Source organism: Kitasatospora sp. NPDC041917 (genome assembly GCF_055589745.1).
In genome coordinates this window covers 99,079-113,203 of sequence record NZ_JBVJBI010000022.1, presented here as the reverse complement: position 1 = coordinate 113,203, position 14,125 = coordinate 99,079, and the positions used below count along the sequence as shown (strand labels likewise).

Here is a 14,125-nt window from a genome sequence, read left to right as displayed (position 1 = left end):
AGGGCCCGCCCGTCGACCCGGGCTCCCGCCCGAGGGCCCGGGCGCGGCCGGCACGGCGAAGGCCCCGACCGCCTCTCACCGGGCGGTCGGGGCCTTCGCGGCGCGCGGTCGGGCGCGCCGGTCAGCGGCGGTTGTAGCTCACCGTGTGGGGGGTCGCGTAGTCGCTGCCGTCGTCCACGATGATGATCTTCGGAACGATCCGGGTCTCGGCCTCCGAGGACCGCCCGTCGCCCTTCCCGGCCGCGGCCGGCCCGTCGACCGCCTTCGCCTCGGCCGTTCCCTCGGCCCCGGCCGTCCCCTCGGCCGCTCCCTCGGCCCCGGCCGTCCCTTCGGCCGTTCCCTCGGCCCCGGCCGTCCCCTCGACCGTCTCCTCGGCGGGCGGCGAGGCCGGCTTCGGCGGCACCGGGCCGGTCGCCACGGGCCCGCCGATGGCCCTGGTGGCGCTGCTGCCGACCACCGGCGTCCGCAGCACGGTCGCCGACCTCTCCCGGGCGGGGGCCTTGGCCCCGGCGGGAGCCGCGGGAGTCAGGGTCTTGCGCAGGTCGGCCACCGGGATCTCCCCGGTGTCCGCCTCCGAGTCCACCGGCGAGGCGTCGACGACCGCGTCCGCGACCGGGTCCCGCGGAGCGGGGGGCGCGGGCGCCGCGACGGGCACGACGGTCCCGACGGAGTCCTGGGCGGCCCGGGCGGCCGCGACGGCGGCCGCCGCCACCTCGGGCTCGATCTGGCCGACCGCCGCCCCGGTGAGCGAGGCCAGCGTGGCCTTGATGTGGTCCAGGTGCTGCTGCACCGTCTCCAGCCGGGTGTCGAACTCGCGCTGCTCGCGCTCGCTCTCCGCGTTGATCTTCTCGGCCTCCCGGCGGGCCTGCTCGACCAGTTGGTCGGCCTTGGCCTGGGCGTCCGTCTCCAGCTGCTTGATCCGGTTCAGCACCGTCTCCCGCTGCTGCTCCGCCTCCTTGACCTTGCGCTCGGCGGTCGCCGAGACCTCGGCGTCCTCGGCGTCGGCCGCGGCCTGGGCGGCGGCGAAGGTCTCGTCGGCCTTGCGGCGCCGGGCGGCCAGCTCGGCCTCGGCCTGCTCGCTGGCCTCGGCGGCGGCCACCCGCACCTTGGCGGCGTACGCGGTCGCGGCGTCCCGCGCGGAACGGCTCTCCCGGTCGGTGTCGGACCGGATGCCCTCGGCCTCGGCCCGGGTCCGCTCCTCGGTGCGGCGGGCGGCCGCGTCCGCGTCGGTACGGGTCGTGGTGCTGTACTCCTTGGCGGCGCGGTCGGCGGCCTGCCCCGCCTCGTAGACCTCGTCCCGCAGGTCCTCGGCGAAGCGCTCGGCCTTCTCCCGGACGGCGCGCGCCTCGTTCTCGGCCATCGCGGCCAGTCCGGCGGCCTGCTCGCTGAGTACCTGGTAGTCGGGTTCCGGGGCCTCCTCGGCAGTCCGGCGGATGTCGGCCAGCCGGGCCTCCATCTGCCGGATGCCGGCGCCCAGGACGCTCAACCGTTCCCACGCCTCGTCACGCTGCGCGGTGAGGGCGGCGAGGGCTCGGTCGACCTGCTCGGGCACGTAGCCACGGCGGGCCTGGGTGAAGCCGTACTGGGGGACGGCGTCGCTCATGGGCTCTTCCCCTCGTTTCGCGGGCTGCGGAGCCCATGATCGGACGGAACGGACGGATCCGGAACCGGTTCGGTGCCCCGGGCCGGATTCCGTCGTCGTGCGGACCGGAATATGTCGAGGACGAGACGAATAGACCCATCCTCTTGACCTATTTTGCGCAGATCTGGGCGAAACCCCAACGAGGCACAGCTGCGGAGGCATGCCGGAGGGGCCGTTCCGGGCACCGGAACGACCCCTCCCACCTGCGAGGACCTGCGACGGTCCGCTACAGCAGGCCGTCCCAGAACTGCTCCAGCAGCACGGCCCACCAGGTGTCCGCGTTCTGCAGGGCCGCCGGGTCGATCGCGGCGAGCTGGGCCTGGAAGTCGGTCGTCCAGCGACCGGCCTGGTCCGGGGTCAGCCCGTACCGCAGCCGCCACATCCGGCCCAGCAGGGCCATCGAGCGGACGAACTCCGGTACACCGCTGTTGACGAACCGGGGCGGCTGACCGGTTCCATCGATGTCCACGGCCACCACGTGCGCGGTGCCGTACTGGACGCACAGCTGCCGTCCGTAGTCGTTGCCCAGCACCAGGTAGCCGCCGAAGTCCGGGCCCGCGGCCAGGCCGCGCTCGGCGGCCAGCTCGGCGAGCGTCGGGATCGGGCGGCCCTCCTGCGCCTGCGCCCAGAAGAACGGCCCGAAGTCGCGCGGCAGCCCGGCCCACATCAGGGTCTGGGACACCGGCTCGGGCACGCCCTGGCGGGAGACGGCGCGCTGCTCGTACCGGAACAGGTTCTGCCCGAAGGCGGCGCCGGTCTCCTGGGCGAGCTGCTGCGGCGGGAGCGGCGGCAGCGCCTGGACCGTCCCGGGCGCGGGCGGCGGCACCCGGAACGGGCGGACCCGCTGGGCGCCGGACGCCAGCTGGTGCAGCTCGTCCAGGTGGTCGAGCAGCTCGGCCATCCCGGCCTGCCGGGACGCGTGGTCGCGGCCGTACGGGGCGGTGTGGGTGAGCCGGACGTTCGGCCAGGACGCGGCGATCATGCGGTTGCAGTAGCCGCCCGGCAGGTCGCACGACTCCAGCTCGGTGTAGAGCTCCAGCACCTGCTCCGGCGGCACGTTGAGCCGGCGCAGGTCCTGCAGGATCTTCCACTCCGGGTGCGGGGTGCCGGGCTCGCTGCGGTGCAGCAGCTTCTGCTCCGAGCCGTCCGGGCCCCGGTAGCTGAGCGCGGCGAAGTACCCCGGGCCGACCGCGGGCACCCCCGGGGGCACCGGCGCGGCCTGCGGCGAACCGGGCACCGCCGGCGGGACGACCCCCGCGGCACCGCCCGTGTTCGGGTAGCCGTAGCCGGCCGCGGGCGCGGCGGGGGCCGCCGGGCCGCCGGGCGGCGGCGGGACGGCGGGACCGCCGGACGGCGGGGTGCCCGGGTCCGCCGGGCCGCCCAGCAGCGCCGGGTCGATCGCACCCGCCAGCTGGGTCGCCTCGTACGCCGTACCGGAGGCGGGCGGGCCGGCGGACGGCGCGCCCTGCGGGGCCGGCGGGGCCTCGCCACCGCGCAGGCCCGCCGGGGGCGGAGGCGGCGGGGCGGAGGCCGCGCCGCGGCCGCCGGAGCCAGCCGGGGCGGCGACGGGCGTACCGGAGCCCGGAGTGTGCTTCAGCCCGGCCGGCGGGGGCGGCGGCGGGCCCGAACCCGCACCGCGTCCGAGTCCGGCGGGGGCGGCGCCCGCACCGGGGGCACCGGCGGGGCCACCGCGCAGCGCGGCCGGCGGGGGCGGCGGCGGGACCGAGCCGGCCCCGCGTCCGAGTCCGCCCTGCGGCGCGGCGCCCTCCGGGGCGCCGGGGACCGGGGCACCGGGCAGGCCGGCGAGGCCGGGCATGCCGCCCGGCGGGGCCAGCATCGTCGGGGCGTGCTCCGCCTGCGGGCCAGTGGCGGGCGGGGCGGCCGGGGCACCCGGCAGGCCCATCAGCCCGGGCATGGCGTCCGGCGAGGCGAGCAGGGTCGGCGCCGGCTCGGCGGCCGGGGCGGGTGCCGGGGCCACCGGGGCCGGCGGGGCGGGCGAGGCGGCCGGCGGCTCGGCGAACGGCGGGACCGGGGGCATGCCGTGGCCGCCGCTCGTCGGCGGCATCAGCATGGTCGCGGCCTCGGCACCCGCCGGCGCGGCGGGCTCGGGCAGGTCCGAGCCGGTGATCCGCAGCCCCTCGGGCATCAGGACGGTGGCGGCGTCGCCCCCGTCCGACGGGCCCGGCACACCAGGAACACCAGGAACACTGGGAACACCGGGCGCGACGGGCGCGACGGGCGCGACGGGCGCGACGGGCGCGACGGGCACGACCGGAGCCACGGGCGGCGGCACCGGCGCGACGGCCTGCGGCTGCGGCGAGGGCTGCGGAGCGACGACCGGCTCCTCGTGCCCGGGCGGCGGCGCGAGCATGGTGGGCGCGTCCCCGGCGGGCCGGCCGGAGACCGGCGGCTCGGTCAGCACGGCCGGGGCGGGCAGCGGCGCGGGAACGGGCTGCGGCGCCGGAACGGGCCGCTCCTCGACGGGCGTGGCAGCGGCGGCGCCGGGCATGGCAGCGGCAGCATCGGCCGCGACCGGGGCCTCGGCACCCTGCGGCCCGGCCGGGGCCGTCCCGAGCCGCTCCGCCTCCGCCGCGATCGCCGCGGCCCCCGCCTCCTGGAGCCACTGCGGCGGGCTGAGCAGGAAGGAGGTGGCCTCCACCGGTCCGGGCGCGGGCTTCGCCGCCCCGGCCGGGTTGGCCGCCACCGGCCGCCCGTAGACCTCCTCGTACTGCCGGACCACCTCGTTGACGGGCAGCGCGGGCCACAGCGTGCTGGCGCCCGAGTCCCGGGCGATCACCAGCCGTGCCTCCCCCGTGCCGCCGCCCGTGCCCTCGGCCGGGCCCGCGGGCGCCACCGCCCAGCAGACGAAGCCCAGGTCGAACTCCCGGACCCGCACCTCGCGCTGCTGCGAGCGCGGCACCCCGCCGTTGATCCACTCCTCGGCGAGCTCCTGCGCCTGCGCGTACGTCACCACGCCCGGTTCACCCCTGTCCGCATCCTCTTCGTCCCCCGTTCCACCGACACCACCGACACCACCGCGACCACCGCGACCACGCGCCTCAGCCCACCGGGACGGCCCGGGCGAACCCGCCGTCCACCATCAGCTCCGCGACCGTCTCCAGCTCCGGCGGGCTGCCCGCCAACCGCAGCAGGAAGGCGTCGAAGTCCTCGCCGCAGGGCAGCAGCAGCCGGGCGCAGCGGTCCTCCGGGGCCTCCGGGGCACCGGTGTCGCGGGCGTCGTCGTGCAGGTGGAACCAGACCGAGCCGGTCCGCTCGCCGCGCACCTTGAGCGCGACCAGGCCGCCCTGGGCGTAGGCGACGGCCAGGTAGTCCTTGGTGAGGTGGTCGCGCAGGCACTTGTTGGTGTACACGACGTCCGCGGTGCCGTACTCCTCGGTGAGCGTCAGGAAGGGCTGGTCGAGCAGCAGTCCGAGCTCGGTGTCCAGCGCCACGCCGACCGGGGTGCGGCCGCCGCCCAGCTTGAGGAAGGTGCGGTAGGCGTCGGGCAGCCGGTAGCCGAGGCGCTGCTCGGCGCGCTGCACGAGGTCCTCGGGGACGCCGATCGGGTCGCCGCCGTCCCCGGCCAGCGAGAAGTGCACCGCCCGGCGCTCCTGCAGGGGGCGGGTGCCGCGGCGGGTGTGGTCGGCGGCGGAGGTGGCCAGGCCGCCGTGGTGCCGCAGCAGCGCCTTGACCTCGACCGGCACGAGCTCCATCCGCCGCCAGCCGGGGGCGGCCCGGCCGACCGCGTGGTGCCAGGTCCAGCCGGGCGGGGTGGCGACGGCGGTCGAGAGGTCGGCCCAGAGCGGGTGGCCCTGGGTGTAGAGCGCGGCGTTGGCCGACACGTAGTCGGTCAGTCGCAGCTCGTCCACGCCGAAGCCCTCCGGCGGGTCGGCCACCTCGGCCGCGGCGGCGGCGTACGGGCCGAAGTCCGGAAAGCCGTACTCGTCCACCCTGACCCCGGCGGGGTGCCGCTCCGCGCGGACCGGGTCCGGGAACTGCACCACCTGACCTGCGTACGCCGCGTTCGGTGCGGCGGCGACGCCGGGCCGACCTGTCGTCATCTGGGAGCCCCCACTGGCTGCTGCAAATACGGTGCCTGCTGGGCACCAGCCTAGGGCCTGCCTTCAACCCCCCGTCCGTCAGGCGGACGACGGGGGAGCGACGGCGGGTCCCGGGGGCGGCGCACGGCCGGGACCTCGCCCGGAGCCCTGCCCGGACCACGCCCGAAGCCTTGCCCGGCCCCGCCCGGAGCCTTGCCCGGCCCTCGCCCGGAGCCGCGCCCGAAGCCTTGCCGGGAGCCGCGCCCGGGAGCGTCCCCGACGTCACAACCGCACGCCCAGCGCCCGCGCCAGCGCCTCGGCCACCCGCAGCTGCCCGGCCTCGGTGAGGTGGGGGTGCAGCGGCAGGCTGAGCAGTTCGCGGGCGGCCCGCTCGGCGACCGGGAACGTCCCTTCGCGGTGGCCGAGGTGATGGAACGCGGGTTGCCGGTGGACCGGCACCGGGTAGTGCACCCCGGCGCCGATCCCGGCCGCGTGCAGTTCGGCCAGCACCGCGTCGCGGTCCCGGCCGGGGCCGATCCGTACCGGGTACAGGTGCCGGACGTGCTCGTTGCCGGGCGCGGTGCGGGGCAGGGCGAGCCCGCCCAGCCCGCCCAGCAGCTCGTCGTAGCGGGCGGCGGCGGCCCGGCGGGCGGCGTTCCAGGCGGGCAGCCGGCGCAGCTTGGCGCGCAGCACGACGGCCTGCAGCGCGTCCAGCCGGGAGTTGAAGCCGAACCGTTCGTGCCGGTACCGGTCGCGGGCGCCGTGGTCGCCGATCAGCCGGACGGCGTCGGCCAGGGCGTCGTCGTCGGTGAGCACCGCCCCGGCGTCGCCGTAGGCGCCGAGGTTCTTGCCCGGGTAGAAGCTGGTGGCCGCGATCCGCCCGTACCGGCTCCGCCCGTGCTGCCGGGCGCCCTGGGACTGCGCCGCGTCCTCCACCACCGGCCGTCCGTCGGCCGCCGCCAGCAGCGGCCCCATCGGGGCGAGTTGGCCGAAGAGGTGGACGGGCAGCAGCGCGGCCGCGCCGGGCAGCGCGGCGGCGGCCCGCTCCGGGTCCATCAGCAGGTACTCCGGGTCGGCGTCGACCAGCACCGGGCGCAGCCCGGCCCGCAGCACGGCCTCGGCGGTGGCGACGAAGGTGTTGGCGGGCAGCACCACCCCGCTGCCGGGCGGCAGGCCCAGGGCGCGCAGGGCCAGTTCGAGGGCGTCGGTGCCGTTGGCGGCGCCCACGCAGTGCCGGACACCGGCGAAGGCCGCGTACTCACGCTCGAAGGCGGCCACCTCGGGGCCCTTGACGAAGGCTCCGGAGGCGAGCACCCGGTCGAAGCCGGCCCGCACCTCGTCCGCCACCTCGGCGTGCGCCGCCGCCAGATCGACCAGCGGGACGCCCTCCCGCGCCGGATCCCGCGCCGCGCCCCGGCGCACCGGCCCGCGCCCCGGCCCGCTCACCGGGCGACCTCCGCCCCGGTCCGGACCGCCGCGCCCACCGGGACGGTGGCGCCGCCGAGTTCGAGACTGAGCGAGGCCGCCTCCAGCAGCTGCAGCACCCGCACCCCGGCCCGGCCGTCGGTGAGCGGGGCCCGGCCCTCGGTGATGGCGGCCGCGAACTCGGCCATCACGTTGCGCAGCGCCTCCTGCTCGACCAGCGCGGGCGCGACCATCTCGCCGACCCGGTAGGAGATCAGCGCCCGGTGCCGGATCGCGTCGGTCAGCCGGTCGGGCGGGGTGAGGTCGACCCCGCGGTCGTGCACGGCCAGCCGGGCCTGCGGGTTGAGGTCGTCCCAGACCAGGGTGCGCCGCGAGCCGCCGATCAGGGTGGTGCGGACCTTGGTCGGGGAGAGCCAGTTGACGTGGCAGTGCGCCAGCGCGCCGTTGCTGAGCCGGACCGTCAGGTACGCGACGCAGGCGCGGCCGGCCCCGATCGGGTCGGCGCCCTGGGCGGACACCCCGACCGGCTCGACCCCGGGCGGCAGCACGAAGTCCAGGATCGACAGGTCGTGCGGGGCGAGGTCCCACAGCACGTCCACGTCCGGCTGCACCAGGCCGAGGTTGATCCGCACCGAGTCGAAGAACTGGACGTCCCCGATGTCCCCGCCGTGGACCAGTTCGCGGATCCGCCGCACCGCCGGGGTGTAGCAGAAGGTGTGGTCGCACATCAGCACCAGCCCGCGCCGCTCGGCCAGGTCGACCAGTTCCTCGGCCTCGGCGGCGGAGGTGGTGATCGGCTTCTCCACCAGGACGTGCTTGCCGGCCTCCAGGGCCGCCCGCACCAGCGCGTAGTGGGCGCCCGCCGGCGTCGCCACCGCGACCGCGCCGACCCGCCCGTCCGCCAGTACCCGCCGGTAGCTGTCGGTCACCCCGACGGTGCTGTACTCCCCCAGCACCGCCCGGGCCTTGGCCTCGTCCAGGTCGCACAGCCAGTGCAGCCGCAGCGCCGGGGTGTGCTGCGCGTTGCGGACCAGCTTCGGGCCCCAGTAGCCGGCCCCGACCACGGCCAGCCCCACCGGGTGTTCGGGCACCGGCCGGGGCGGCTCGTCCGGTGCGGGCACGTGTCCGCCCGGTGCCTGGTTGGCGGTCTGCCAGTGCTCGTCCTGCGGTTCCGACGTCATCGCACGAGCCCCTTCGCTCAGCGCCGGGGCGGGCGACAGGCCTTCCCCGGCGGCCTCAACGTCCGGCGCGGGCACCGGAGTCGGGCTGCCGGCGGCTGTCCGCACGGTCGGCCGCGTCCCCTTCGGCTCGCTGCCGGAACGGTACCGGCCGGGCACCGGGCCCGGGGGCCGTTTCGGTAGATCGGCGGACAAGTCATGACGGGCGGGTGCGCGTTCGGCCGGCATCGGGCGACCGCCGGCCGGCCCGCCGCGGCACCGGCCGCCGCCGCACCCCGGTTGTGCGGTTGTCAGTACCGTTTGACAGGCTTGCCCCGGACCGGCCCGGTCACTCCGGCCGATGCCGGGTTACGAGGAGGAGGACGACGGATGACCACCGGTGAGCCGGCGGGCCCGCCCGTGCTGCGCCACCACCGCGACAGCCTGCTGCCCGCCGTCGCCGCCGCGCTGTCGCTCAAGGGCGGCGAGGTGCACACCCTGGCGGGCGACAAGGACCCGCGCCGCCCGGCGCTGCACCACCTGGTCGCCGACTTCCTGGACACCCTGCCGGCGGAGGCCCGCGAACGGTTCACCGGCCGCTGCCCGGAGGCCGTCCTGCTCTCCCAGCACCTGGCCGCGGTCGACGGCCGGCGCTCCAAGCGCGCCGCCCGCAAGCCGATGACCGTGCAGGAGGCCCGAAAGTCGCTCAAGGGCGCCCGGATGACGACCGTGCGCATCCGCGAGGAGGACGACCCGGCGCACGGCAGCCACGCCCCGCCGTGCCGCTCCTGCGCTCCGATGCTGGAGCACTTCACCGTACGCAGCGTCGCCGTCGGGCCGCCCGCGCACTGACCGGCCGAGCGCCGGCACGTCCCCCGTCCCCCAGCCCTGGAGTCCGTCCTGAACCCGCCGATCCCGTCCCCACCGGCCACCCTCTCCCCCGCCGGCACCCGGACCCGCCCGCGCTTCCCCGCCGACGTCGCCGCCGAGCTCAAGGCGGCCGGCTGGCACCCCGGCCGCTGGGAGATCCGGCAGGCCGAGGAGTGGGCCGACGCCCTGGCCGGGTACGGCGCGCCCGCCGGCGTACGGCACGCGGTGTTCCCGGCGGCGGTGGAGGCCTGGGCCGAGTTCGGCGGCCTCGCCTTCGACCTGTCCGGCCCGGGCCGCCAGCTGGCCCGCACCCCGTTCCTGATCGACCCGCTGTGCGGGCTGCACCAGCCGCGCACCCTGCTCGACCTGGGCCGGGCGCTGGGCACCCGGCTGGCCCCGCTCGGCGAGGAGGCGTACGGGCAGGCGCTGCTGGCCGTCGACGAGGAGGGCCGGGTCTACAGCCTGGACCACACCGGCGAGTGGTTCCTCGGCCACGGCATCGACCAGGCGATCTCCACCCTCGTCCTGGGCACCGCCCCCGAGCGGCTGCGCACCGCCGAGGAGTACTGACGGCCGGGGGCCGGGGACGGCTCAGCGCAGCCGCTCGGCCCGCACCGCCAGCCGGGACGGCAGCACCGCCTCGATCCGGAACCCGCCGTCCGCCTCCGGCCCGGAGGAGAAGGTGCCGCCCAGCGCGATCACCCGCTCCCGCATCCCGACCAGCCCGTTGCCGCCGCTGGGCAGCTTCGCCGCGCCCCGCTCCCCGCCGGGGCAGGCGTTCACCACGGCCACCCGCACCCCGTTCGGCGCGTACGAGAGCAGGACCGACACCTGGGCGCCGCCCGCGTGCTTGTGCGCGTTGGTCAGGCCCTCCTGGACGACCCGGTAGGCGGTCTGCTCGGCCTCGCCGGTGAACTCCTGCCGGCTGCCGCTGACCGTCAGGGTCACCGCCATCCCGGCCGCGCGGGACTGGTCGACCAGCCGCGGCAGCCCGGCCAGCGAGTCCGGCTCCGGCTGCCGTTCGTCGTCCATCCGCAGCACCCCGAGGATCTCGCGCAGTTCGTTCAGCGCCTGCCGGCCCACCTCGCCCATCAGCTTGGCGCTCTGCGCCGCCTTGTCCGGGTCCTTGCCGGCGATCCGCTCCAGCGCCCCGGCGTGCACCACCATCAGGGACACCCGGTGCGCCACCACGTCGTGCATCTCCCGGGCGATCCGGGTGCGCTCCTCCAGCCGGGCCCGGCGGGCGCGCTCCTGCGCCTGCTCGGCCAGCAGGTCCAGCTCGGTCTCCAGGCCGTGGGCGCGGTCCTTGAGCGACTCGATCAGCCGCCGCCGCGCGCCGACGTACAGTCCGGTCACCACCGGGGCGACGGTCAGCCCGACCGACACCAGCAGCGACAGCAGGATCTGACCCCACAGCGGCGGCGGGTCCATCATGTCGCCGGGCGTCATCAGCGACACCGCCATCACCGCGGCCGCCTCGGCGAAGGCCAGCCCGGACAGCGCCACCACCCGGCGCCGGCGCGAGGGCCACTCCCAGGTCGAGGCCAGCGTGTACAGCGCCACCACCAACAGCACCACGCCCAGCATGCCGGGCATCACCAGCAGCGTCACCAGTACCGGGACGGCCGGCCAGCGCCGGCGCACCACCAGCGAGCCGCCGGCCAGCGTGCCGAGCACGGCTATGCCGACCGCTCCCGCGGTGCTGACGTGTATCCGGGCGGAGAGGAAGGCGATCGTGCTGGCCGCGCACTCCACCGCGGCGAGCAGCCCCAGCCCGACGTCCAGGAAGACGCTGCGCGGCCGCTTCCACCACCAGAACCACCGGACCGGCATGCGCTCCCCAGGCGACTTGCTCATGCCCCACAGCGTAAGCGGCAACCCCCTCCCCTCCCCACCGGGATCTCCCGGCACACCCCCCGAAGCCGTCAAGTGGTCCAGACCACAGGTGGTTTTCGGCAGCCCTGTCCGCCATCCGGCCACCTCGCGGACAGCACCCGCCCCGACACCTATGCTGGTCGCGTCGGACAGCGCGGTCCGCACGCGTCACACCCGCCACACCCGTGTGGACCTGTGACGATGAGCCGTTGCCGAACCCCACCACCAGAGGGAGCCAGCCGTGACCGCTCCGGTCCCCACCCCGGCGGACAGCCCCACGCCCGTCGTCGCCGACAATGCCGCCCTGCGTGCGGACATCCGACGCCTCGGCGACCTGCTGGGCGAGACGCTGGTCCGCCAGGAGGGCCCCCAGCTGCTGGGCCTGGTCGAACAGGTCCGCCTGCTGAGCCGCACCGACGGCGAGGCCACCGCCGAACTCCTCTCCGACATCGACCTGGACACCGCCGCCAAGCTGGTCCGGGCGTTCTCCACCTACTTCCACCTCGCCAACGTCACCGAGCAGGTGCACCGCGGCCGCGAGCTCGCCACCCGCCGCGCCCGGGAGGGCTCGCTGCTCGCGCAGACCGCCGACCAGCTCGCCGAGGCCGACCCCAAGCACCTCCAGGACACCCTGGCCCACCTCGCGGTCCGCCCGGTCTTCACCGCGCACCCCACCGAGGCCGCCCGCCGCAGCGTCCTCAACAAGCTGCGCCGGATCGGCGAGCTCCTCGACCGCATCCACCGCGACGAGGTCACCTCCGGCCTGGCCGCCGCCGACCAGGCCCGCACCAGCAGCGCCAAGCGCTCCGCCGACCGCCGCCTGGCCGAGGTCATCGACCTGCTCTGGCAGACCGACGAGCTGCGCATCGCCCGCCCCGAGCCCACCGACGAGGCCCGCAACGCCGTCTACTACCTGGACGAGCTCTACCGCGAGGCCGTCCCCGAGGTCCTGGAGGAGCTGCACGAGGAGCTCGCCCGGGTCGGCCTGGGCCTGCCCGACGGCGTGCGGCCGCTCACCTTCGGCACCTGGATCGGCGGCGACCGCGACGGCAACCCCAACGTCACCCCGCAGGTCACCTGGGACGTCCTCAACCTCCAGCACGAGTACGGCATCAAGGACGCGCTCTCCGCGATCGACGACCTGCGCAACACGCTCTCCACCTCCGAGCGGCTGGCCGGCGCCTCGGTCGAACTGCTCGCCTCGCTCAACACCGATCTGCACCTGCTCCCCGAACTCAGCCCGCGCTACAAGCGGATGAACGCCGAGGAGCCCTACCGCCTCAAGGCCACCTGCATCCGGCTCAAGCTGGAGAACACCCGCGAGCGGCTGGCCGGCGGCACCCCGCACGTCGAGGGCCGCGACTACCTCGGCACCCGCGAGCTGATCGCCGACCTGCGGCTGATCCAGGACTCGCTGCGCGCCCACCGCGGCGAGCTCATCGCCGACGGCCGCCTCGCCCGCGCCATCCGCACCGTCGAGGCCTTCGGCCTGCAGCTCGCCACCATGGACGTGCGCGAGCACGCCGAGGCCCACCACCACGCCCTCGGCCAGCTCTTCGACCGGCTCGGCGAGGAGGCCTGGCGCTACGCCGACATGCCCCGCGAGTACCGGCAGAAGCTGCTCGCCAAGGAACTCCGCTCACGCCGCCCGCTCGCCCCCACCCCGGCCCCGCTGGACGAGGCCGGCACCAAGACCCTCGGCGTGTTCAACACGATCCGCCAGGGCTTCGAGCGCTTCGGCGACGAGATCGTCGAGAGCTACATCATCTCCATGTGCCAGGGTGCCGACGACGTCTTCGCGGCCACCGTGCTGGCCCGCGAGGCCGGTCTGATCGACCTGCACGCCGGCATCGCCAAGATCGGCATCGTGCCGCTGCTGGAGACCACCGACGAACTCCAGCAGGCCGACCGCATCCTCGACGAGATGCTCTCCGACCCGTCCTACCGCCTGCTCGTCTCGCTGCGCGGCGACGTCCAGGAGGTCATGCTCGGCTACTCCGACTCCTCCAAGTTCGGCGGCATCACCACCTCCCAGTGGGAGATCCACCGCGCCCAGCGCCGCCTGCGCGACGTCGCCCACCGCTACGGCATCCGGCTGCGCCTGTTCCACGGCCGCGGCGGCACCGTCGGCCGCGGCGGCGGCCCCTCGCACGAGGCCATCCTGGCCCAGCCCTGGGGCACCCTGGAGGGCGAGATCAAGGTCACCGAGCAGGGCGAGGTCATCTCCGACAAGTACCTGCTCCCCTCGCTCGCCCGGGAGAACCTGGAGCTGACCATCTCCGCCACGCTCTCCGCCTCCGCGCTGCACACCGCCCCGCGCCAGGCCCCCGAGTCGCTGGCCCGCTGGGACGCCGCGATGGACCAGGTCTCCGAGGCCGCCCACACCGCCTACCGCGGCCTGGTCGAGCAGGAGGACCTGCCGAAGTACTTCTTCGCCGCCACCCCGGTCGACCAGCTCGCCTCGCTGCACCTGGGCTCCCGCCCGTCCCGCCGCCCCGACTCCGGCGCCGGCCTGGACGGCCTGCGGGCCATCCCGTGGGTGTTCGGCTGGACCCAGTCCCGGCAAATCGTCCCCGGCTGGTTCGGCGTCGGCTCCGGCCTCGCGGCCGCCCGCGCGGCGGGCCTCGGCGGCGTGCTGGACGAGATGTACGGCGAGTGGCACTTCTTCCGCAACTTCCTGTCCAACGTCGCCATGACGCTGGCCAAGACCGACCTGCGGATCGCCCAGCACTACGTCGAGCAGCTGGTGCCCGGCGAACTGCGCCACGTCTTCGACGAGATCAAGGCCGAGCACGCGCTCACCCTGCGCGAGGTGCTGCGGCTCACCGGCGAGAACGAACTGCTCGAGCACAACCCGGTGTTGAAGCAGACCTTCGCCGTCCGCGACGCCTACCTCGACCCGATCTCCTACCTCCAGGTCGCGCTGCTGCGCCGCCAGCGCGAGGAGCTCTCGGCCGGGCGCCAGGACGACCCGCTGCGCGCCCGCGCGCTGCTGCTGACCGTCAACGGCATCGCCGCCGGCCTGCGCAACACCGGCTGACGGCCGCCCGAGAACGGCCGATGGGCCGGTGTCCCGTCCGGGACACCGGCCCATCGCCGTGAGGCTCCCGCTCCGC

Annotated in this window: 9 protein-coding genes; 3 read left to right on the top strand and 6 right to left on the bottom strand. The window is 76.2% G+C overall.

What is annotated here, in order from left to right:
* Nucleotides 1-121 precede the first annotated feature (121 nt).
* The 5 genes from ACZ6EM_RS25430 to ACZ6EM_RS25410 all read right to left on the bottom strand — a co-directional run bounded on the left by ACZ6EM_RS25430 (nt 122) and on the right by ACZ6EM_RS25410 (nt 8,288).
* On the bottom strand, nt 122-1,603 hold the full coding sequence (locus ACZ6EM_RS25430) for a hypothetical protein (RefSeq protein WP_465773292.1): 1,482 nt from the start codon (nt 1,601-1,603) through the stop codon (nt 122-124).
* A gap of 265 nt (nt 1,604-1,868) precedes the next feature.
* The gene (locus ACZ6EM_RS25425; RefSeq protein WP_465773291.1) at nt 1,869-4,616 is read right to left on the bottom strand and encodes an SUKH-4 family immunity protein; all 2,748 of its coding nucleotides are present in this window, start codon (nt 4,614-4,616) and stop codon (nt 1,869-1,871) included.
* Between the two features lie 85 nt (nt 4,617-4,701).
* Nucleotides 4,702-5,703, bottom strand: a complete 1,002-nt coding sequence (locus ACZ6EM_RS25420) for an SMI1/KNR4 family protein (RefSeq protein ID WP_452180810.1) — start codon at nt 5,701-5,703, stop codon at nt 4,702-4,704.
* Nucleotides 5,704-5,964: 261 nt separating this feature from the next.
* Nucleotides 5,965-7,128: a DegT/DnrJ/EryC1/StrS family aminotransferase gene (locus ACZ6EM_RS25415; protein ID WP_465773290.1), complete on the bottom strand. Its 1,164-nt coding sequence runs from the start codon at nt 7,126-7,128 to the stop codon at nt 5,965-5,967.
* Nucleotides 7,125-8,288: a Gfo/Idh/MocA family protein gene (locus ACZ6EM_RS25410; RefSeq protein ID WP_380539357.1), complete on the bottom strand. Its 1,164-nt coding sequence runs from the start codon at nt 8,286-8,288 to the stop codon at nt 7,125-7,127. Before ACZ6EM_RS25410 ends, ACZ6EM_RS25415 begins: the two co-directional genes overlap by 4 nt.
* Nucleotides 8,289-8,654: 366 nt before the next feature.
* On the opposite strand from ACZ6EM_RS25410, the gene ACZ6EM_RS25405 reads away from it, so the two are divergent.
* Both ACZ6EM_RS25405 and ACZ6EM_RS25400 read left to right on the top strand, forming a co-directional pair.
* On the top strand, nt 8,655-9,116 hold the full coding sequence (locus ACZ6EM_RS25405; RefSeq protein WP_401052477.1) for a YwqJ-related putative deaminase: 462 nt from the start codon (nt 8,655-8,657) through the stop codon (nt 9,114-9,116).
* 60 nt (nt 9,117-9,176) lie between these two features.
* Nucleotides 9,177-9,704 (top strand): SUKH-3 domain-containing protein, encoded by a 528-nt coding sequence (locus ACZ6EM_RS25400; RefSeq protein ID WP_359910060.1) that lies wholly within the window; start codon nt 9,177-9,179, stop codon nt 9,702-9,704.
* A gap of 21 nt (nt 9,705-9,725) precedes the next feature.
* Here ACZ6EM_RS25400 and ACZ6EM_RS25395 read toward each other — a convergent pair whose 3' ends face one another.
* Nucleotides 9,726-10,991: a sensor histidine kinase gene (locus ACZ6EM_RS25395; RefSeq protein WP_401052479.1), complete on the bottom strand. Its 1,266-nt coding sequence runs from the start codon at nt 10,989-10,991 to the stop codon at nt 9,726-9,728.
* Nucleotides 10,992-11,250: 259 nt separating this feature from the next.
* On the opposite strand from ACZ6EM_RS25395, the gene ppc reads away from it, so the two are divergent.
* Entirely contained in the window at nt 11,251-14,049 is a 2,799-nt protein-coding gene (gene ppc, locus ACZ6EM_RS25390) for a phosphoenolpyruvate carboxylase (RefSeq protein ID WP_380358697.1), read from the top strand.
* Nucleotides 14,050-14,125 lie beyond the last annotated feature (76 nt).

Excerpts from the sequence above, each read along its gene's own strand:
- ACZ6EM_RS25430 (WP_465773292.1), bottom strand. The coding sequence starts at position 1,603 with ATGAGCGACGCCGTCCCCCAGTACGGCTTCACCCAGGCCCGCCGTGGC.
- ACZ6EM_RS25420 (WP_452180810.1), bottom strand. The coding sequence starts at position 5,703 with ATGACGACAGGTCGGCCCGGCGTCGCCGCCGCACCGAACGCGGCGTAC.
- ACZ6EM_RS25410 (WP_380539357.1), bottom strand. The coding sequence starts at position 8,288 with ATGACGTCGGAACCGCAGGACGAGCACTGGCAGACCGCCAACCAGGCA.
- ACZ6EM_RS25405 (WP_401052477.1), top strand. The coding sequence starts at position 8,655 with ATGACCACCGGTGAGCCGGCGGGCCCGCCCGTGCTGCGCCACCACCGC.
- ACZ6EM_RS25395 (WP_401052479.1), bottom strand. The coding sequence starts at position 10,991 with ATGAGCAAGTCGCCTGGGGAGCGCATGCCGGTCCGGTGGTTCTGGTGG.